18 protein-coding genes are annotated in these 19,083 nt (G+C 69.7%); 8 read left to right on the forward strand and 10 right to left on the reverse strand.

Features of this window, described 5'->3' with window-relative positions; all coding sequences use genetic code 11:
* The gene (locus tag MFF13_RS12090; RefSeq protein WP_238272243.1) at positions 1-1,215 is read right to left on the reverse strand and encodes an ABC transporter substrate-binding protein; all 1,215 of its coding nucleotides are present in this window, start codon (positions 1,213-1,215) and stop codon (positions 1-3) included.
* A gap of 380 nt (positions 1,216-1,595) precedes the next feature.
* On the opposite strand from MFF13_RS12090, the gene ugpB reads away from it, so the two are divergent.
* The 6 genes from ugpB (at position 1,596) to MFF13_RS12120 (ending at position 8,574) form a co-directional block, all read left to right on the forward strand.
* A complete protein-coding gene (gene ugpB, locus MFF13_RS12095; protein WP_147829176.1) occupies positions 1,596-2,939 on the forward strand; it encodes a sn-glycerol-3-phosphate ABC transporter substrate-binding protein UgpB in 1,344 nt (447 codons plus the stop codon).
* Positions 2,940-2,984: 45 nt separating this feature from the next.
* The gene (locus MFF13_RS12100) at positions 2,985-3,866 is read left to right on the forward strand and encodes an ABC transporter permease subunit (protein WP_147829174.1); all 882 of its coding nucleotides are present in this window, start codon (positions 2,985-2,987) and stop codon (positions 3,864-3,866) included.
* An 11-nt stretch (positions 3,867-3,877) separates the two neighbouring features.
* Positions 3,878-4,699: a sn-glycerol-3-phosphate ABC transporter permease UgpE gene (gene ugpE / locus MFF13_RS12105; protein WP_238272244.1), complete on the forward strand. Its 822-nt coding sequence runs from the start codon at positions 3,878-3,880 to the stop codon at positions 4,697-4,699.
* Positions 4,699-5,814 (forward strand): ABC transporter ATP-binding protein, encoded by a 1,116-nt coding sequence (locus MFF13_RS12110; protein ID WP_147829172.1) that lies wholly within the window; start codon positions 4,699-4,701, stop codon positions 5,812-5,814. Before ugpE ends, MFF13_RS12110 begins: the two co-directional genes overlap by 1 nt.
* A gap of 26 nt (positions 5,815-5,840) precedes the next feature.
* Positions 5,841-6,887: an alpha/beta hydrolase gene (locus MFF13_RS12115; RefSeq protein ID WP_147829170.1), complete on the forward strand. Its 1,047-nt coding sequence runs from the start codon at positions 5,841-5,843 to the stop codon at positions 6,885-6,887.
* A gap of 199 nt (positions 6,888-7,086) precedes the next feature.
* Positions 7,087-8,574: a short-chain fatty acid transporter gene (locus tag MFF13_RS12120; RefSeq protein ID WP_238272245.1), complete on the forward strand. Its 1,488-nt coding sequence runs from the start codon at positions 7,087-7,089 to the stop codon at positions 8,572-8,574.
* 19 nt (positions 8,575-8,593) lie between these two features.
* On the opposite strand, the gene MFF13_RS12125 is transcribed toward MFF13_RS12120, so the two are convergent.
* The 5 genes from MFF13_RS12125 to MFF13_RS12145 all read right to left on the reverse strand — a co-directional run bounded on the left by MFF13_RS12125 (position 8,594) and on the right by MFF13_RS12145 (position 14,155).
* A complete protein-coding gene (locus MFF13_RS12125) occupies positions 8,594-9,373 on the reverse strand; it encodes a DeoR/GlpR family DNA-binding transcription regulator (protein ID WP_147761660.1) in 780 nt (259 codons plus the stop codon).
* Between the two features lie 97 nt (positions 9,374-9,470).
* On the reverse strand, positions 9,471-10,478 hold the full coding sequence (pdxA, locus tag MFF13_RS12130) for a 4-hydroxythreonine-4-phosphate dehydrogenase PdxA (RefSeq protein ID WP_238272246.1): 1,008 nt from the start codon (positions 10,476-10,478) through the stop codon (positions 9,471-9,473).
* Complete coding sequence (locus MFF13_RS12135; RefSeq protein WP_238272247.1) at positions 10,475-11,764, reverse strand: four-carbon acid sugar kinase family protein; 1,290 nt, start codon at positions 11,762-11,764, stop codon at positions 10,475-10,477. The genes pdxA and MFF13_RS12135 overlap by 4 nt, the downstream gene beginning before the upstream one ends.
* A 1-nt stretch (position 11,765) precedes the next feature.
* Positions 11,766-12,854, reverse strand: a complete 1,089-nt coding sequence (locus MFF13_RS12140; protein WP_147829164.1) for a 2-keto-3-deoxygluconate permease — start codon at positions 12,852-12,854, stop codon at positions 11,766-11,768.
* Positions 12,855-13,189: 335 nt separating this feature from the next.
* Positions 13,190-14,155: a GlxA family transcriptional regulator gene (locus MFF13_RS12145; protein WP_147829162.1), complete on the reverse strand. Its 966-nt coding sequence runs from the start codon at positions 14,153-14,155 to the stop codon at positions 13,190-13,192.
* A 117-nt stretch (positions 14,156-14,272) separates the two neighbouring features.
* On the opposite strand from MFF13_RS12145, the gene MFF13_RS12150 reads away from it, so the two are divergent.
* Positions 14,273-14,950: an HD domain-containing protein gene (locus MFF13_RS12150; RefSeq protein ID WP_147761656.1), complete on the forward strand. Its 678-nt coding sequence runs from the start codon at positions 14,273-14,275 to the stop codon at positions 14,948-14,950.
* Positions 14,951-15,037: 87 nt separating this feature from the next.
* Here the strand turns inward: MFF13_RS12150 and MFF13_RS12155 are convergent, their stop codons facing one another.
* On the reverse strand, positions 15,038-15,259 hold the full coding sequence (locus tag MFF13_RS12155; protein ID WP_238272248.1) for a hypothetical protein: 222 nt from the start codon (positions 15,257-15,259) through the stop codon (positions 15,038-15,040).
* Positions 15,260-15,474: 215 nt separating this feature from the next.
* Between MFF13_RS12155 and MFF13_RS12160 the strand changes: the two genes are divergently transcribed.
* A complete protein-coding gene (locus MFF13_RS12160; RefSeq protein WP_238272249.1) occupies positions 15,475-16,329 on the forward strand; it encodes a transporter in 855 nt (284 codons plus the stop codon).
* Between the two features lie 78 nt (positions 16,330-16,407).
* Here the strand turns inward: MFF13_RS12160 and MFF13_RS12165 are convergent, their stop codons facing one another.
* The 3 genes from MFF13_RS12165 to MFF13_RS12175 all read right to left on the reverse strand — a co-directional run bounded on the left by MFF13_RS12165 (position 16,408) and on the right by MFF13_RS12175 (position 19,010).
* The gene (locus MFF13_RS12165) at positions 16,408-16,617 is read right to left on the reverse strand and encodes a hypothetical protein (RefSeq protein ID WP_147829158.1); all 210 of its coding nucleotides are present in this window, start codon (positions 16,615-16,617) and stop codon (positions 16,408-16,410) included.
* Between the two features lie 165 nt (positions 16,618-16,782).
* Positions 16,783-17,304 (reverse strand): DUF1993 domain-containing protein, encoded by a 522-nt coding sequence (locus tag MFF13_RS12170; RefSeq protein WP_147829156.1) that lies wholly within the window; start codon positions 17,302-17,304, stop codon positions 16,783-16,785.
* A gap of 86 nt (positions 17,305-17,390) precedes the next feature.
* Positions 17,391-19,010, reverse strand: coding sequence for an HWE histidine kinase domain-containing protein (locus MFF13_RS12175; RefSeq protein ID WP_238272250.1), 1,620 nt, complete (start codon positions 19,008-19,010; stop codon positions 17,391-17,393).
* Positions 19,011-19,083 lie beyond the last annotated feature (73 nt).

The following is a 19,083-nucleotide window of genomic DNA, read 5'->3' on the forward strand; positions in this document are numbered from 1 at the left end:
CTACGGCTTGCCGACCAGGGGGCAGCCGCCTTCCCCGAGCGGGCGAAAGGCCTTGTCGGCCGGGATCGTGTCGAGGAGCTTGTAGAGGTCCCACGCCCCCTTCGACTCCGAGGGCGCCTTCACCTCGAACAGGTACATCGGGTGCACCTTGCGGCCGTCCGCCCGGATAGTCCCCTTGCCGAACAGCGGGTCGTCCGTCGGGTTGGCCTTCATCCAGGCCATCGTCGCCTGCGGATCGGTGGATTTCGTCGCGGCCACGGCCTTCAAGTAATGCGACAACCCGGCATAGACGCCTGCGTGGTTCATGGTCGGCATGGCGTCGCCGTTGCGCTTGTAGAAGCGTTCGGAGAAGGCCCGCGTCCCCGGGTTGAGATCCCAATAGAACGACTCCGTCAGCACCAGGCCCTGCGCGGTCTGCAGGCCGATCGCGTGCACGTCGACGACGTAGATCAGCAGCGCGGCGAGCTTCTGCCCGCTATCGGTCAGCCCGAACTCGTGCGCCTGCTTGATCGCGTTGATCGTGTCGCCGCCGGCGTTGGCCAGCCCGACCACCTTCGCGCCCGAGGACTGCGCCTGAAGCAGGAACGACGAAAAATCGGTGGCGGGGAACGGCACGCGGGCCGAACCCAGGACGCGGCCACCGCCCTTCTCGATCACCGCGGTGGCCTCGTTCTGCAGGGAGAGGCCGAACGCGTAGTCGGCGGTGAGGAAGTACCACGCGTCGCCGCCGCGCTCGAGCATGGCGCCGGCCGTGCCGTGCGACAGGGCGTAGGTGTCGTAGGTCCACTGGATCGTGTTCGGCGAGCACTGCTTACCCGTCAGCTCTGTGGTCCCGGCCCCTGAATCGATGAAGACCTTGTTCTTCTCGCGCGTGACCTGGCTGACCGCCAGGGCCACCGAGGAGGTGGGAACGTCGAGGATCGCGTCGACGCCGTCGCGGTCGTACCATTGTCGCGCCACGGCGGCGCCGATGTCGGGCTTGTTCTGATGGTCGGCGGCGACGACCTCGACCTGCACGTCCCGGTTTACCTTGGCGAAGTCCTCGACCGCCATCTGGGCGGCGACGACGGAGCCCTTGCCGCCGGTGTCGGCGTAGACGCCGGACATGTCGTTGAGGATGCCGACCTTGACGTGGATCGGCTCGGCGAACGCGGAGCCCGCCGAGATGGCGAGGCCGAGCGCGGCCGTGAGGATGCAGCACCGGGTCGAGGCCATGGCGGGCGGTCCTCCGAGATCGGTTATTGTTGAACCCAGGAGGGCACGCCCGACATCCCAGCGTCAAGCGTCGCGGCGTCTTGAGAAGCCAACGGAATACAGCAATGAAACCAATCGATCGTTGCGAGCGGGTGCTGCGATGCGGGATGAGCCGATGTCGCCTCCGAGCGCGGACGTGAAGTCGGCAAACCGACCGGGACGGCACCTCGGAGGTCCGAGGCCAAATCACGGGACCGCGCCGCGGGGCGCTTTATTCCGTTCGCCGGTCCGTGCATGATGAATGCACGAGCGTCGCGCCGTCCGGTGCGATGCCGCCGCGGGATCGCGCTTCAAGCCCGACGTCAACGGGCAGGTCGATCCCGCCGCCGGGAGGGTTTTGGATGGATCGTCGCGTCCTGTTGGCCGGCGTCGGCGGCCTCGCCGCGTGGACGGCGCTTCGCCCCTCGGCCTCCGTCTCGGCCGCGGACAGGACGCCCATCGTGCTCTGGCACGCGATGTCGGGCGCGAACGGCGAGGAGGTCGAGCGGCTGACGCGCGACTTCAACGCGAGCCAGTCCGAGGTCACCCTTGAGGCGGTGTTCAAGGGCACCTATCCCGAGACGCTGACGGCGGCGATCGCGGCCTACCGCGCGGGCAAGGCGCCGCACGTCGTCCAGATCTTCGAGGTCGGCACGGGCACGATGCTGCAGGCGGGCCCCGCCATCAAGCCGGCCTGGAAGCTCGCGGAGGAGACCGGCCTCGCCCTCGATCCCAAGGCCTACATCCCCGGCGTGCGTGGATACTACAGCCTGCCCGACGGCAAGCTCGCCTCGATGCCGTTCAACTCCTCGACGGCGGTGATGTGGTACAACCGCGACGCCTTCGAGAAGGCGGGGCTCGACCCGGACAAGCCGCCGGCCACCTACGACGACTTCGCCAAGGCGGCCCGCACCCTCGCGTCGAAGGCGGCCACGCCCATCGCCAGCACCTCGGCCTGGATGACCTGGATCCAGTTCGAGGAATACGCCGCGATCCAGAACCTCGCCTACGCCACCGAGAACGACGGCTATGACGGCCTCGGCGCGGAACTGCTCATCAACACCAAGCCCTTCGTCGATCAGCTCCAGCGCTTCCTCGACCTCTCGAAGGACGGCGCCTTCAAGTATGCCGGCCGCGACGGCGCGCCCGACGCGGTCTTCTATTCCGGGCAGGCCGCGATCGGCTTCGGCTCGTCCTCGGGCCGCGCCGACATCGTCAAGAACGCCAAGTTCCGGTACGCCGAGGCCTTCCTGCCGACCGAGCCGGCGCTGAACCCGCGGCCGAACAACTCGATCATCGGGGGCGCCAGCCTGTGGGCGATGACGGCGCCCAAGCGCAGCGAGGCCGAGTACAAGGGCGTTGCGGCCTTCTACGCCTTCCTCGCGAAGCCCGAGCAGGTCGCCCTCTACGCCCAGAACACCGGCTACGTCCCGGTGACGCTGGCCGGCTACGAGGCCACGAAGCAGGCGGGCTACTTCGACAGGAATCCCGGCACCGACGTTCCGGCGCGGCAGCTCTCCCGCGGGGAGCTGACCCCGAACTCGCGCGGCCTGCGCCTCGGCCGCCTGCCGGAGATCCGCGCGATCCTCTACGAGGAGATCGAGAAGGCGCTCCAGGGCCAGCAGACCGCGCAATCGGCCATGGACGGCGCCGTCGCGCGCGGGAACCGCGTGCTGCGCGACTTCCAGAAATCCGCGCGCGGCTGACGCGGCGGACCGGCGCAAGGCAGTCCCGACCAAGGCACTCCCCACATGGAACGACGGACGCTGTTCCCAGGCCGGGTGCTCCCGGCGCTGCTGATCCTGCCGCAACTGGTGCTGACCGGCGTCTTCTTCCTGTGGCCGGCCCTCCAGGCGATCACGTCGAGCCTGGAGCGCGAGGACGCCTTCGGCACCAGCACCGAGTTCGTCGGCCTCGACAACTTCGCCGACCTGTTCGGCGATCCGCTCTACCTCGCCGCGATCGGGCGGACGCTGGTGTTCTGCGCCTGCGTGACCGCCATCGCGATGGGCGTGGCGCTGGTGCTCGCGGTCCTGGCCGACACCGAGATCCGCGGGCGCGCCTTCTACCGCACGATGTTGATCTGGCCCTACGCGGTGGCGCCGGCCATGGCGGCGGTGCTGTGGGTGCTGATGTTCCACCCGCAGATCGGCCTCGTCGGGGCCTGGCTGAACCGGATCGGGATCGCCTGGGACTACAAGCTCGACGGCACGCAGGCCATGGCGCTCGTGGTGCTGGCCGCCGCCTGGAAGCAGGTCAGCTACAACTTCATCTTCTTCCTGGCGGGCCTCCAGGCCATCCCGAAGACGATCATCGAGGCGGCTCGCATCGACGGCGCCCGCGGCGTCCGCCGGTTCCGCACCATCGTCCTGCCGTTGCTGATGCCGACGGTCTACTTCCTGCTCGTGGTCGACCTCGTCTACGCGGCCTTCGACACCTTCGCGACCGTCTACGCGGTGAACGGCGGAGGGCCGGGCCAGTCGACCCAGACGCTCGTCCTCAAGGTGTACCTCGACGGCGTGGTCAACGCGAACGTCGGCTCGTCCTCCGCGCAGTCCGTGGTGCTGATGGCCGGCGTCATCGTCCTCTGCGCCCTGCAGTTCCGGTTCCTCGGGCGAAAGGCCGCCACCTGATGCGCCGGAGGATGCCCGCCCTGATCCCGCATGCCGTGCTGATCCTGGCGATCCTGCTGTTCGCCCTGCCGATCTGGATCGCCGTCGCGGGCTCGACCCAGGATTCGGCCGCGATCGCCCGCGGCGAGGTCTCGCTCGTCCCGAGCCTCTCCGGCCTCGGCGTCTACCGCGACGTGCTGGTGAACGGGTCGGCGGGGGCCGGGCCGGTGTGGCGCTCGCTGCTCGTCTCGGCCGCGATGGCGCTGGCGATCGCGTTCGGAAAGATCGCCCTGTCGCTGCCCTCGGCCTACGCCGTCACCTTCTTCCGCTTCCCCTTCCGCATGACCGCCTTCTGGCTGATCTTCCTGACGCTGATGCTCCCGGTGGAGGTGCGGCTGATCCCGACCTTCCAGGTCATGTCCTCCCTCGACCTCATCAACAGCTTCACGGGGCTGACGATTCCCCTCGTCGCCTCCGCCACGGCGACGCTGCTGTTCCGGCAGACGTTCCTCGCGGTTCCGGACGAGCTCGTGGAGGCGGCGCGCATGGACGGGGCCGGCCCCCTGCGCTTCCTGCGGGACATCCTGATCCCGGTCTCGGGCGCCAACATCGCGGCCCTGTTCGTGATCCTGTTCGTCTACGGCTGGAACCAGTACCTGTGGCCGCTGCTGGTCGCGACCGATCCGAAGCTCGACACGGTGGTCATCAGCATCGTCAAGATGGTCGGCGTCGACACCGCCACCGAATGGAACAAGGTCATGGCGACGGCGGTGCTGGCGCTGATCCCGCCGGTCGCGGTGGTGCTCGTCATGCAGCGCTGGTTCGTGAAGGGCCTGACGGAGGGTGACAAGTGATGGCGGGCCTGAGACTCGACGGCCTGCGCAAGAGCTTCGGCGACAATGAAATCCTGAAGGGCGTCGACCTCGCCCTGGCGGACGGCGAGATGCTCGTCATCGTCGGCGCGTCGGGCTGCGGAAAATCCACCCTCCTGCGCATCGTGGCGGGCCTCGAGACGCCGACCGCCGGGCGCGTCCTGATCGACGGGCGCGACGTCACGGACCTCGACCCGTCGGCGCGCGACATCGCGATGGTGTTCCAGAATTACGCCTTGTACCCGCATATGAGCGTGTTAGAGAACATGGCCTACGCACTGAAGATCCGCGGCCTTCCCCGCGCCGAGATCCGGGCGAAGGTCGACGCGGCCTCGGCCCTCTTGGGCCTGGAAGCGCTGCTTGATCGCAAGCCGCGCCAGTTGTCCGGCGGCCAGCGCCAGCGCGTCGCCATGGGGCGCGCCATCGTGCGCGACCCGAAGCTGTTCCTGTTCGACGAGCCGCTGTCGAACCTCGACGCGAAGCTGAGGGTGCAGATGCGCGGCGAAATCCGCCGCCTCCAGCGCCGGCTGAAGGTGACGAGCCTCTACGTCACCCACGATCAGGTCGAGGCGATGACGCTGGGCGACCGGTTGCTCGTGATGCACCAGGGCGTGCCGGTGCAGCTGGCGACGCCGACGGAGGTGTTCGAGCGCCCGGCCGACACCTACGTCGCGGGCTTCATCGGCTCGCCGGCGATGAACCTACTCCCCGGCACCCTCGGGCGCGACGGCACGACGGTGCGGGTGGCGGACGCCGACGTCGCGCTCGGGCCCTGGCGGTTCGACCGGCCCGACGGCCACCGGGTGGTCCTGGGCATCCGGCCGGAACACGTCGCGCTCGACGCAACGGGCATGGCCTGGCCGGTCGAGGTCGTGGAGCTTCTGGGCTCCGAGATGCTGGTGCATGCCGGACGCCCGGGCGAAGCGTCGCTGACGCTCAAGGTCGCCAACGGCGCGCCCGTGGGCGACGCCATCCGGGTCTCGTTTCCCGCAGCCCACATCCACCTCTTCGACCAAGCTACCGGCTTGCGGATCGAGCCGGCGCTCGCCTCCTCACGCACGATGGACGCCGGCTCGCCTGAGGATGCGAGAACCTGACCGTGTTCTATCGCAGGACCCACCGCATGCGCTTCATGACCGCCGCCATCCTCGCCTGCCTCGCGGGCCCGTCTGCAGCCTGGGCTCAAGCCGCGCCGCCTTCGCCCCGCGAGGTGCCGGCCAAGACGATCCCGGTGCCCGACACCGTGAGCCCGGCCCTGCAGGCGATCATCGCCCAGCCGCTGCGGACGAACTGGGACAAGCCGCCGACGACGCCCGACGGCTGGAAGCAACTCTCGGACGGCTTCGCGACCCTCGTCGCCCCGCAGATCGGGCCGATGTCGGAGCGCCTGCGGGTGAGCGTGGCGCCGACGACGATCGACGGCGTGCGGGCGTACACGATCACCCCGACCGACATTCCCGCCGCGAACCGGGATCGGATCGCGATCCACGTCCACGGCGGCTGCTACGTCCTCAACCCTCGCGAGGCCGCCCTGCCGGAGGCGATGCTCCTGGCCGGCTTCGGCCGGATGACAGTGATCGCGGTCGACTACCGGATGCCGCCGGAGGCGTTCTTTCCGGCAGCGCTCGACGACGGCATGACGGTCTACAAGGCCGTGCTTCGGACCACCGCCCCCGGCCGGATCGCAGTCTTCGGAAGCTCGGCCGGCGGCGCGTTGACCCTCGAGATGATGCTGCGGGCCAAGGCGGAGGGCCTCCCGATGCCCGGAGCGATCGCACCCGGCACGCCGATGTCGGACGCCACGCAACGCGGCGACTCGTTCCAGACCAACGCGATGGTGGACAACGTGTTGGTCTCGCCGACCGGCTTCTGTGACGCGGCCACGAAATTCTACGCCGCGGGGCACGACCTCGCCGATCCCCTGCTTTCGCCGATCAACGGCGACGTGCGCGGGTTCCCGCCGACGATCCTGACGACGGGCACGCGCGACCTCCTCCTCTCGAACACCGTCCGGATGCACCGCAAGCTCCGGCAGGCCGGGGTCGAGGCCGCGCTCCAGGTCTTCGAGGGGCAGTCGCACGCGCAATTCTACCGGGACGATCGCGTCCCGGAGGTGAAGGAGGCGTTCGAAGAGATCGCGTCCTTCTTCAATCGCCATCTCGATCGCTGACGTAAGGGACCGCCCCAGCGCGTGCGATAGGTATTGGACGACGTGGCCTGCCGTGACGCGGTGGGCCTCGGGCGAGCCGACAGCCTCCACGATCGCGGCCGGCTGTCACGATCTTGAACAGGGCCCGTTTTCGAGGTCGAGCACGGGCGTGTCATCGTTGCGGCTTCGGCCGCGGAGAGCCGAAGCTCAGAGGACATCCATGGCGATCGCGCCCGTTGATCCATCCCTGTCCAAGCCTGTTCCCTCCAAGCCTGTGCCGGCAACCGATCCCGGCACGTCGCCGGCGTCCGGAACGCTCGAACGTCTCGGCATCCGCTTCACCGCTTGGGCCGAGCGCTGGTTTCCGGACGCCTTCATCTTCGTCGCCATCGCGGTGGTGATCGTCGCCCTCGGCGTCTTGGCCAACGGCGCGCCGGCGGCGTCCGTCGCCAAGAGCTTCGGCGATGGCTTCTGGAGCTTGATCCCCTTCACCATGCAGATGGCCTTCGTCACCATCGGCGGCTACGTCGTGGCGGTCTCGCCACCGGTGCGGGCGCTGATCGAGCGCATGGCGCAGGTGCCCCGGACCGGTCGCGGGGCGGTCGGGTTCGTGGCGGGGGCGACGATGCTCTCGTCGTTCCTCAGCTGGGGCCTGAGCCTGATCTTCGGCGGCCTGCTGGTTCGGGCGCTCGCCCGGCGGACGGACCTGCGGATGGATTACCGGGCCGCGGGCGCGGCGGCTTATCTCGGGCTCGGCGCGACCTGGGCGCTCGGTCTCAGCTCGTCGGCGGCGCAACTCCAGGCCAACCCTGCGAGCCTGACCAAGAGTCTGCTCGCAATTTCCGGCGTGATCCCGTTCAGCGAGACCATCTTCCTGTGGCAGTCGATGCTGATCGCGGCAATCCTGTTCGTCGTCTCGGTGGCGATCGCCTACGCCTCGGCGCCGCGCGGGGCGACGGCCGTCACCGCCGAGACCCTGGGCGTCGACGTGAGCCGCGAATCGACCGACATCCCGCCGCCGCGCCAGCCGGGCGAGTGGCTGGAGCACTCGCCGCTCCTGACGATCCTCCTCGTGGTGATCGCCGGCGGCTGGATCGTGCAGGAATTCACCCGCCAGTCGTGGATCGTCGCGATCTCGAACCTCAACACCTACAACCTGCTGTTCCTCACCCTCGGCCTGCTGCTGCACTGGCGGCCGAAGCGCTTCCTCGTGGCCGTCTCGAAGTCGGTGCCGGCGATCGCGGGCATCCTGATCCAGTATCCGCTCTACGCGGCGATCAGCGGGATGCTGACGGTGCCGAAGAACGCGGCCGGCGCCTCGGCGTCAGATGCGATCACCCATGCCTTCGTCAACCTCAACACCGCAGGCACCTTCCCGCTGACGATGGGCGTCTACTCGGCGATCCTCGGCTTCTTCGTCCCCTCGGGCGGCGGCAAATGGTTGCTCGAAGCGCCATACGTGCTCCAGGCGGCCAACGAGCTGAAGGTCCACCTCGGCTGGGCGGTGATGATCTACAACGCCGCCGAAGCGCTGCCGAACCTGATCAACCCGTTCTGGATGCTGCCGCTGGTCGGCATCATCGGCTTGAAGGCGCGGGACATCGTCGGCTTCAGCTTCCTTCAGCTCATCGTCCACCTGCCGCTGGTGCTGTTCCTGCTCTGGGCCCTGGCCTTCACGTTGACCTACCATCCGCCCGTCATGCCGTGAGGGCGCGGCGGCGGGACGGTCAGAGCTTGCGCGACGCGCTTTGGCCGACGAGGACGGCGGCGCCGGCATCCGCGAGGCGCTGCACCTGATCCCTCGGCGCGTCCGACGTCGTAACCAGTGTCCACCGTCGCGGAAGCGCCGCCCAGGCGTTCTGCTCGGCCCGGCCGAGCTTGCTCGCGTCGGCGAGTACGATCACCCCGTTCGCTTGGCGCATCATCAGGGATTTGAGGGCTACCTGATCGAGGCTCGCCTCGCAGAGGCCGCGACCCGCCACCACCCCGTCGGCGCTGAGGACGACGTGATCCGCGGTCATGAGGCGAAGCGCCTCGACGGCGAGGGGGCCGACCGTGCTCATGCTGGTGGCCCGCAGGGCGCCTCCCAGGACCACGAGCTCGATCCCCGGCGCCTCGGCGAGGGCGGGGAGCAGGGCGAGGTTGTTGGTGACGATGCGCAGGCGGCGCTTGGCGAGCAACTGCCCGAACGCGGCGACCGTGGAGCCGGCGTCGAGGATCAGCGTGTCGCCATCCTCGACCAGCGTGATCGCCTTGCGGGCGATGGCGAGCTTCTCGGGCCCGTTCACGGCCAAGCGCTCGGCCAAGGTCGTCTCGACCGGGTGCCCGGCGAGGATCGCGCCGCCGTAGGTCCGGCGGACGGCCCGGGTGGCGGAGAGGACCTGGAGGTCGCGCCGGACCGTTGAGGCCGAAACGTCCAGGCGGGCGGCGACGTCGTCGACGTCGATCTCGCCGAGCTTCAGCGCCTCCAGCAGCAGCGCCTGACGCGCCTTGCTCCGCATCGACATGAGGACGACGACCCTACCGAGATGATCCGGTGCGCCCGATCCGCCCTCCGCTCCGACCGAGCGAAGGGCCCATCATGCCCGAGGGTGGATCGGCTGGCTATGTAGAAGCCGGCGCCGCCTTTGGAGCGAGGTCGACCGCCTGCCGCAGGGCCTCCATCAGGCTGCGCTCGTCGGCGACGCCCTTGCCGGCGATGTCGAAGGCGGTCCCGTGATCGACCGAGGTGCGGATCACCGGAAGGCCCACGGTGATGTTCACGCCGGCCTCGAGACCCAGCACCTTGATCGGGCCGTGACCCTGATCGTGGTACATCGCGACGACCATGTCGTAGTCGCCGCGGCCGGCGAGGAAGAACAGCGTGTCGGCGGGCAGCGGGCCGCGCACGTCCCACCCCCTGGCCCGGCAGGCCTCGACCGCCGGCGTGATCTTCTCCGCCTCCTCGCCGTGGCCGAACAGGCCGCTCTCGCCCGCATGCGGGTTGATCGCGCAGACGCCGATCTTCGGGTTCGCGATGCCGGCCTTCACCAGCACGGCATGCCCCCGCGCGATCACGCGCTCGACCAGGCCGGGCTCGATCTTCGCGATCGCGTCGATGAGGCCGATATGCGTCGTGACGTGGATCACCCGGAGCTTGGGCGAGACCAGCATCATCGAGACTTCCGGCGTGCCGGTCAGGTGGGCCAGCATCTCGGTGTGGCCGGGGAACTTGTGGCCGGCGGCATGCAGCGCCTCCTTGGACAGGGGCGCGGTGCAGATCCCGCCGGCTTCGCCCGCCTGCACCAGCTCGACCGCCTTGGCGATGAACTGGTAGGCCGCCTCGCCGCCGACCGGAGAAACCTGCCCGAACGGCAGGTCGGCGGGGACGACCTTGAGGTCGATGCACTGCACCGCCCCCGTGTCGAAGTCGGCCTCGCCGACCTCCGTCAGGGCATCGACCGGCACCCGCGATCCGACGATCTCGCCCGCCTGCCGGAGTCGCCCGGCATCGCCGACGACCAGCGGACGGCACAGGGCCTGGACCTCGGCGTGGGCGAGCGCCTTCATGATGATCTCGGGGCCGATGCCGGCCGGATCACCCATGGTGATGGCGATGGTCGGACGTATCATGAGAAGCTTCCTTCGATGCGGACCGCACGCAAGCGCTCGCGGATGCGGATGAGGCTGTCGGCGTCGCCGAAGGCGCCCGCCTTCGTCGCGACGGGGATGGCGAGGCGGCCGAGCGTGAGGCCGAGGGACACGCCGGGCTCGATCTCGTCGACAAGGCGGATGCCTTCGACTCCGAAGCGCGACAGGAGGGCTGAGGCGGTCTCACCCCCGGTGGCCGCGAACGCGCCGATCCCGGAACCCAACGGCGCGAGCGCGTCGGCCAGGGTTTGCACGAGGCGGGGGCCGAGGGCCATGTCGGGAACGCCCTCCATCGCGATCTCGACCAGGACGTCGTGCCCGGCGGCGATCGCGATCTCGACATGCGCGAGCGAGGCGGCCAAGTCGCCGGGATCGCGCAGGAGGGTCTCGGACGGAACGGGCAGGTGGACGACGCCGTCCAGGGCGGCGAGCTTGCGGGTGGCCGCGCGGGAGGCTGCCGCGAGCGATCCCACCACGATCAAGCTGCCGCCACGGTGCGGCGCAATCCGCAACGGCGCGAGCGGCGGACTCGCCTCGACCGCGGCAAGGGCGTGCGCGAGGCCGGCGCTGCCGACGAAGAACGATGACAGGCCCGCGGCGGCGATGCGCAAGCCCGCGGCGGCGATGCAGTCGAGATCCTCCTGGGTCTCGGCATCGCAGATGGCGACGACATCGCCCGCGGCGGCGATCTGCTCGAGCTGCGACGCGAAGCCCGGGCCGCGCACCATGGCCAGCGGCACGGCCTTCGTCGCGACGCCGGCCGTGCCCAGCATAAAGGCCAGGTCGGCGTTCACGTAGCTGTGGTCACGCATCCAGACTTCGGCGTCCTCAAGGGGGCGGCCGTCGACGTGGACGCGGCCGCCGACGGTCGTGCGCCCGGCGGCCGGAAAGGCCGGGGCGCAGATTCCGAACACGGTCCCGGCGCGGCCGGCCTCGGTCCGGCCCTTCAAGTGATGGATCGCTGCGGCGGTCTCGGCGGCGGGCTGGCCGCGCAGGGTCGAGTCGATCTTCTTGAATAGGATCCGGTCCGGATCGTGGAGGCGCCTCAGGCATTGGGCGTGCCGCTGAGCGGCAGCCGCGGCGGAGAGGCTCCGGCTGTCGGCATCGTAGGACAACACCGGGAGATCCGCAGAGCCGAATCCTGTCCCGGTGCCCTGAGTCGCTGTGCCCCAGCTCACCGCCGCCGCACGGCCGCGGCGACCGAAGGCGATGGCGCAGTCGGCGGCGCCGGTCAGGTCGTCGGCGAGGATGAGCCAGCGGTCGGCCATGTCAGCGCCCAGCGACGCGGTCTGGGCCGGCCGAGTGGTTCGGGCGGGCCGAGTGGTTCGGGCGGGCCATGCGATCCGAAGCGGGAACGCGGCCGGCGGGCGCCAGCTCGGGATCGGCCACCAAGAGTTCGGCTTCCACGGGATCGCCGAACCGCCGCGCGGCCCAGGCCGTCGCCACGGGGACGAGAATGGCCGTGACGACGACGCAGGCGGCCACCAGGATCGTCGCCGGGCCTGCGGCGTCGGCATAGGCCGGGTTGGCCGAGGCCACGATCGTGGGCACCGCAGCCGCGTTTCCGGCGGTCGAGGCGGCAGCGATCCCGGCGACCCCGGTCCCGCCGGTGAGACGGTCCGCGAAGAACAGCGGGATGCCCGTGACGACCACCACGGCGACGCCCATCGCGAGGCCGAGAAGGCCCGCCTGCCAGACCTTGGTGAGGTCGAGCCCCGCACCGAGCGCGAAGGCGAAGAACGGGATCATCACGGGGATGGCGCGGCCGAGGAAGGCGCGCATCTCACGGTCGAGGTTGCCGATGATCATGCCGACGAGGAGCGGCAGGATGGCCCCGACCAGCGTCTGCCAGGGAAAGGCCGAGAGCCCCGCGACCCCGAGCGTGACCATGGTGAGGAACGGCCCGCTCTCCAGCGACATCACCGTGTAGGCGCCAACGTCGCGCGGACGGCCGTACTGGCCCATCAGCGCCATGTAGAGGCCGCCGTTCGTGTCGTTCATCGCCGCGACGACCGCCAGGGTGGACAGGCCCGCGAACATGCCGGCGGCGACCGGCGCCTCGCCCAGCACGCGTCCGAAGATCAGGCCCAGAAGCACGGCGATGCCGACCTTCACGAGCAGCAGGGTGCCGCCCTTCCTGGCGATGTAGGGCGTCGCGCGGAAATCGATGCTCGCCCCCATGCACACGTAGAACACGGCGAGGATCGTCAGCGCCCCCGAGAACAGGGCGCCCGTGAACGAGCCGAAAAGCTTCGGCGTGCCGGGAAAGAAGGTGGCGATGAGCGCCCCGGCGAGCAACGGCACCACCATCATGCCACCGGGCACGGCCTCGATCGCCCGCTTGATCGGGATCTGCATCTCGGGCTCCTCCCTGCGCATTCCGCGCAGATTTATTGGTTTTTGCGCCGACGCAGCCCACGACGACGCCGTTCGACACATTCATTCTGCACTTTTTGCACATATTGTCTATAAATTCGCTTAAAATACGCGATCCCCATCGTTCGACTGTCACCGCGAATCCTGGCTCGGGCACCGCGTCGCCCCTAGACAGGTGTCACGCACGTAGCGCGAAGACATCGCGTGCGATGAGGCAGTTACTTCCGCTTCAAGGGCTACGTGTGAGGCGGTGCCCGACCGAAGGCGGCTACTTCCCGAACCCCCGCCCTAAAACGCCTTTCGACGGCAGGCGTCGGTCAGGTCCCCGCCTGTCGGCGCCGGTATTCGGCCGGCGTCGTGCCGACCCGGCGGACGAATGCGCGCCGGAGGGTGTCGGCGTCGCGGAAGCCGCAAGCGTCGGCCACCTGCTTGAGGGCGGCGTCCTTCGTTTCGAGCAGGCGGCGGACGGCCTCGATCCGCACGGTCTCGACGTAGGCCGCGGGCGTCAGGCCGGTCTCGGCCCGGAACAGGCGCGCGAAGTGGCGCGGGCTCATCCCGACCCGTTCGGCGAGGCGCTCGACGCCGTGGTCCTCCGCGGGGTGGGCGGCGATCCAGCGCTGCACCGCCTGCAGGGCGGAGCGTCCGACCGGGGCGCTCACCCCGCGGCGGCTGAACTGCATCTGGCCGCCGCCGCGCTTGAAGAACATGACGAGCTGAGCCGCGACCCGGCGTGCGATCTCGTCGCCGAGATCCTCCTCCACGAGCGCCAGGGCGAGATCGAGGCCGGCCGTCACTCCGGCGGCGGTCCGCAACCTCCCGTCGAACAGGCAGATCGCGTCGGGCTCGACGATCGCCGCGGGATAGTGCTCCGCCAAAGCCTCCGCCACGGCCCAGTGCGTCGTCACACGGCGGCCGTCCAGCAGGCCGGCCTGCCCGAGGAGGAACGCACCGCTGCAGACCGAGCCGTAGCGCCGGCAGCCCACCGCGGCTCGGCCGAGCCACGCCAAGAGGTCGGGCCGAACCTCCAGTTCCCGGATCCGCGGTGCGCCGGCGACGAGGAGGGTGTCGAACTGCGCCGGCGCGGCGTCTGGCGCGACCCAATCCGCGACCAGGCCACGCCCGGACGACGTGATGATGGGGCTGGGCTCCGTTCCGACGATAGCGAGTGCGTAGACGTCCCGGCCGCTCTGGGCGTTCGCCTCCGCGAACACGTCGAGCGGTCCGGCCACGTCGAGAAGCTGGACGCCGGGAAGGGCGAGGACGGCGACGGATCGGGGGGCCATGCAGGCTCCATGGCTGACGCTGCGCGCACGATGGCAGAGATCGTCGTGTCAAGACGATTGCTGACGGGCGTGGGGGTCCGTAGCTCGTGGAACGCCCCCGCGCAAAGGAGATCCGCCATGAGCACCCCGTCAGACGCCGCCATCCCCGAGAGCGCGCTCGCCAAGGCGATCACCGCCTTCGTGCGCGACACCGAGACCGACCTGCTCTTCAACCACTCAAGCCGGGTCTATCGGTTCGGCGCGCTGGCCGGCGTCCGGCAGGGCCTGCGCTTCGACCGCGAGCTGCTCTACGCCGGCGCGATGTTCCACGACGTCGGCCTGATGCCGGACCACAGCAGCGCCGACGCGCGCTTCGAGGTCGACGGAGCCAACGCGGCGCGCGACTTCCTGAAGGCGCACGGCGTGCCGGAGGCGGACGTCTACACGGTGTGGACGGCCATCGCCCTGCACACCACGCCCGGCATCCCGGTCCACATGCACCCGGTGGTCGCGCTCGTCACGGCCGGCGTCGAGATGGACGTGCTCGGCTTGACCTACGACCAGTATTCCGACGCCGAGCGCGCCGCGGTGGTCTCGGTCTTCCCCCGGACGCCGGACTTCAAGGAGGACATCATCCAGGCCTTCTACGACGGCATCCGGCACAAGCCGGACACGACCTTCGGCAACGTCAAGGCCGACGTCATCGCCGACAAGGAGCCGGCGTTCCGCAAGGGGAACTTCTGCAGCGTGATCCGGGCCTCGCGCTGGCCCGGTGGCACCCACGCGACGGGCTGCGGATGCGGGCAGCACGACTGAGCCGTCCCCGCGCGCCGGGGCGAAGGCGATGCCGCCGAAAACGAGAATTGTTTAACGTGTGAGAAAGCGGCGTGGGCGGAGCGCGGCTTAAACCGCGGGATGGCAGATGCTCCCCCGCAACGCGCGCTCTACGTCATCACCGCCCACGCCCAGGAAGGCGTCCTCCAACAGACGCGCCAGATGGCGGCGAGCGCCGTCGTACTCGCCCGCCGCTGGATCGACGCCGGCCATGCGAACGTTCGCATCGAAGATGCCAAGGGGGAACTCTTCACCGGCGATATGTTCAAAGCCGAGTTCAAGGATCGCCACAGGGGCTGCTTCTAAGTTCCTCTCAGTCTGCTTGTGCTGACGTGGCGCTTGAGAGTAGCGCTCGAAGCGTTGCACGATGGCGACGCTCGCAGTGCAACGCTTCGTCTTGCGCACAAGTGAGCGACAGGATTTCCGGCGCCATGCCATACGGGCGGACCCGACGACGGGGTGGCATGGACGTTGGCATGATCGGTGGAATGACGAGCGCGGGTTTCATGCAGGCGACGAAGGTCGCAGCCGTGGCCGCGTCGATCTTCGGGCTGGCGGCCGCCCCCGCGACGGCAGGCTCTTCGGCGCAACCCGGGCAGACCGTGGGGCAGGCCCCCGGCGCGCCGTTGCCCGTTGGCCTCTACTTCATCGACACGTCGAGCTTCGGCTCGCGGGACATCGCCCCGCGCGGCACAGACTCGAACGTCAACCTGCCGTCCTTCATCTGGGCGACGCCGGCCGACATCGTCGGCGGACGGCTGCAATTCGTCGTGCTGCAGCCCATCACCGCATCGAGCACGCGGGGCGCGGCCTACCAGAGCGGGTTCGGGCAGACGCTGCTTGCCGCCCAGGTCGCCTGGAAGCTCGGCCACGACCTCAACTTCAGCTACCTGCTCGGCGCGTACCTCCCGAGCGACACGAAGATCGTCATCCAGAATCCGGTTCTGCACCAGCGCTTCGCCATCACGTACAATGGCGACGGCTGGAACCTGACGGGCAACGTCCTCTACGGCACCTTCTTCGACACGCGGTCGGCCACCGGCACGTACTACCCGGACTTTCTCAACCTCGACCTCACGGCCACGAAGCATTTTGGCAAATGGGAGGTCGGGCCGGTGGCCTTCGGATCGATCGACCTGCCGACCGGCGACCCCTCCTACGCCCGCCAAGGCCAGGTCTCCGTCGGCGGACTCGTCGGATACAATTTCGGGCCGGTGAACCTCCAGGCATACGTCACGCGGGACGTGATCCAGCGCAACTACGCCGGCCTCGAGACACGCGGCTGGCTGCGGGTCACCGTGCCGATCTATCAGGACAAGGACGCGCCTCCCGCGGCGAGCCCGGTCATCCGCAAGTTCTGACATCGTCGACGCGCCGGTAACCGGAACGCAGTCGAGGGCATCGGCGCCTTCGCAGCGCGATGCCCTCCGGTCCGCGGGCTATCGCAGGGTGGGCGACTCGCCGGCCTTCAGGTGCGGATCCTCGCCGTCTGGGCCGCCGAGCGAAACGTGGTCGTTCAGGCGCCCGAGATGCTCGAAGACATGCTCGAAGGCGTTCGTGACGGCCCGCTCGAAGGCGCCGTCGCCCTTGCCCTGGGCGTCCTTGAGGGCGCCGAGCAGGGCGCGGTGCTTATCGGTGTCGCTCGACATGGTCTTCCTCCCGACCGGCACGAGCACCGGCTCGGAAGGCCAAGCGGCTCGACCGCCCCGAGTTCCGCGGCATCGCCGACGACGGACCCGGCTTGAAGCCGGCGCGCCCGGAACTTGCGGCGCTCCCGACCTGATGTGCACGATGTCCGACACCCGGTGCGTCGCCTACTTCGCCGCCTGGATGTTCGGCGGCCCGAGATGCTGGAGGAAGTCCGGCTTGCCGAGGCTCACGCCGGCCCCGCGCAGGATCGCGTAGGCGGTGGTGACGTGGAAGAAGAAGTTCGGGAGCGCGAACCCGGTGAGGTAGGTCTGCCCGGTGAAGCGGTATCCCGAGCCGTTCGGGAATTTCAGCTCCACCTCGCGCTCCGCGGCGGATGCCAGCGTCGCCGGTTCGATTCCCTCGACGAAGGCGATGGTCCGGGCGCAGCGCTGCTTGAGCTCGGCAAAGCTCGCCTCGACGTCCGGCATCGCCGGCGCCTCGATCCCGGCGAGCCGCGCCATCGCGTTCTTCGCGCTGTCGGACGCCATCTGGAACTGGGCCGGCAACGGCTTCATGTCGGGGGCGAGGCGGGCGAGGAGCAGGTCGGCCTCCGGCTTCTCCGAGGCCGCCTTGTCGAGCCAGGCGCTCATGTTGCGAAGCGCGTTGACAAAGATCGGTGCGCTGACGTCGTGGATGCTGGTGTTCATCGAGAACGGCTAAGCCGGCCGCCGCCGTCGGCGCGGTGAGGCAGCGCACATGGCGGGACGCCACGTCCCAGCGGACGGGTGGCCCCTCAGGCCCGCCCGGCCGGCCGCGCGTCGGCGAGGCCCCCGAACGAGGTGAAGCGGTCCAGCTCGTCGAGGGGGACGTCGAGGCTGCAGCGCAACCCGTCGACGGCGAAGTCCAGCCGGACCAGCCCGCCGAGCTCCCGGCTAATCCCGCCCGTGATCAGGCGCGTGCCGAACCCGCGCTTGCCCGGCTCCCGCACCGGCGGGCCTCCGCTCTCCTGCCAATCCAGAACGAGCCGCCTCGCGCCGCTCTCGGCGACGACGACGGTCCAGGCGACCTCGACGCGGCCCGCATCGGTCGAGAGTGCGCCGTACTTGGCCGCGTTGGTGGTCAACTCGTGCACCGTCATGCCGAGCGCCAGGACGTAGCGCGGCGGCAGGTCGAGGTCGGTGCCCTCCAGGTCGAAGCGATGGGCCTGGTCGTCCCGGAAGGGGGCGAGTTCGTTTTCCAGCACTGTCCGCAGCGAGGCGCCGCCCCAGTCGTCGCGCGACAGCAGGTCGTGGGTCTTGGACAGCGAGAGGATGCGCCCCTCCAGCCGTTCGCCCCGGTCGTCGTCGCGGCGGGTCTGCCGCGCCAGGGATTGCACGGTGGTCAGGGTATTGCGGACGCGGTGGTTCAGCTCGTGCAGCATCATCGTCTGCCGCTCCTGTAGGACGCGGCTGCGCGCGACCTCCTCGCGCAGCTCGCCCTCGTGCCGTTGCAGCGACGCGGCCATGGCGTCGAACGCTTCCCCGAGCCGGCCGAACTCGCCGGGTCCGGAGATCCCGGTCCGGGTCCCCAGCTCGCCGGCCCGCCAGGCGCTGGCCGCCGCGAGCAGGCGTCGCACCGGCCGGCGGATGAAGACCCGTCCGGCCATCAGCGCGGCGACGACGGCGAGGATCGCACCGAGGCCGATCAGCACGATCCCGCGGCGGGTCGCGGCGTCGATGTCCGCGAAAGCGCTGGCCGACGACAGGCCCACCGCCACCGTCATGGTTTCGAGGTCCTCCGGCGAACCTCCGGCCACCGCCGTGATCCGTTGGTTGCCGCGCAACCCCGGCAGGTCGGCGACGGTGCCGCGGTGATCCGTCAGGGCTTTCCAGTAAGCCGGAGGAAGCGGCTTGCCCGCCCACGCCTCGTGATCGGGCAAGCGTACCAGGATCGTGCCGTTGGGGTCGGCGACGGTGAGCGCGGCATCGGGCGGCAGCCCGGCATTGGCCTGTCGGGCCGCGAGGTAGGACAGGTCGATGCTGGTGATGACGATGCCGTCGGGCCGCCCGTCGCCGTCGTCGTCGGGGATGGCTTGCGCGAACTGGATGGTGGGCCGGCCGGTGACCCGCCCGGACACGACCTGCCCGATGGCGAACCCGCCGGAACGCATCGCATCCTGGAAGTAGGACCGGTCGGCGACCGTGTAGGCCCCGACCGGCGAGCCGAGGGTGTTGCACCGGATCTTTCCATCCGCGTCGGCGACGCCGAAGAAGAACGAGCCGGGCACCTGGCCGACCACCGTCGCGAGGTAGGCCGTGCACGCCCGCGCATCCTTGCTGCGGATCTCCGACAGGCCGGCCAGGATGCCGAGCACCTGCCGCGCCCCGCGGCCGAACTGCCCGAGGTCGGCCGCGACGTTCCGCGCCGCGCGCATCGCCTCGTTGCGAACCGCCTCGGCACGGGCGGTCCGCAGGGCGTATTCGTTAGGCGATTATACCGTTCGCACA

This window comes from Methylobacterium cerastii (assembly GCF_022179125.1).
GTDB lineage: Bacteria > Pseudomonadota > Alphaproteobacteria > Rhizobiales > Beijerinckiaceae > Methylobacterium > Methylobacterium cerastii.